Here is a 1,045-nt window from a genome sequence, read left to right on the forward strand (position 1 = left end):
TGGGGCGCCCCGCACGACGACAACGCCGGCCTGCTCGGCGGCGTCGCCGGCCACGCCGGGGTGTTCTCCACTCCAGCCGACCTCGCCGTCTACGCCCACGGGCTTCTGGCCGCGCACGCGGACGGCGACGAACACGGCCTGGGCGACTGGCTGCACGCCAGCTTCGTCCCCCACGCCCCGATCGAACCCGGCCTGGACCGCGGCCTGTCCTGGATCCTCGCCGCCGGCGGACACGTCGCCTACCACCACGGATTCACCGGCACGAGCCTCCACCTCGCGCCGGAGACCGGCCGCTACCTCGCCATCTGCACCAACGCCGTCTACGGCGGCAACGCCCGCACCAAGATCGCACCGCTGCGAGCCCTCGCGCTCAAGACCATCTCCGCCACCTGAGACTGAGCACGGAGGCCCCCATGGGTGAGTTACTGGCCGACCACACCACACTGCGTCTCGGCGGACCCGCCGACCGGTTCCTCACCCACCGGGACCCGGCCGCCTGGTCCGACCTGACAAGCGACATCCGCCGTAGCCCGGCACCCCTGTACGTCCTCGGTGGCGGCAGCAACACCATCGCCGCTGACACCGGATTCCGCGGAACGGTCCTCCGCATGGCCACCCACGGCATCCGCGCCCGCACCCTCGACAACGAGCGCGTAGAACTCACCGTCCACGCAGGACACCCGCTGTGCGACCTCATCGCGTTCACCGTCGCCGAGGGTCTGTCCGGGATCGAATACCTCGGCGGCATCCCCGGAACCGCAGGCGCCGCTCCCGTCCAGAACACCGGCGCCTACGGCCAGCAGATATCCGACACTCTCACCTGCCTCACCGCCCACGACTGGCACCTGGGCCACCACGTCGAACTACACCCCGCTGACTGCGGATTCGGCTATCGCACCAGCATCTTCAAGGACCAACCCGGCCGATGGACGATCCTCACCATCACCGTGGTCCTCACCCGCGCCACCTCCGCCGCCCCCGTCGCATACCCGCACCTCGCCGACCTGCTGGGCGTCCCTCTGGGCGCCCAGCAGGTCGGCGAGGT

2 protein-coding genes are annotated in these 1,045 nt (G+C 70.7%); both read left to right on the top strand.

Going from position 1 to position 1,045, the window contains the following annotated elements; genetic code table 11:
* Window positions 1–393, top strand: a 393-nt coding sequence (locus tag AOK24_RS44175) for a serine hydrolase (protein ID WP_159052238.1), incomplete at its 5' end; no start/stop codon positions are given.
* A 20-nt stretch (window positions 394–413) separates the two neighbouring features.
* On the top strand, window positions 414–1,045 hold a 632-nt coding region (locus tag AOK24_RS44180; protein ID WP_159052239.1), incomplete at its 3' end, for an FAD-binding protein.

Origin of the sequence: Streptomyces niveiscabiei (assembly GCF_001419795.1) — a bacterium.
GTDB classification, from domain to species: Bacteria; Actinomycetota; Actinomycetes; order Streptomycetales; family Streptomycetaceae; genus Streptomyces; species Streptomyces niveiscabiei.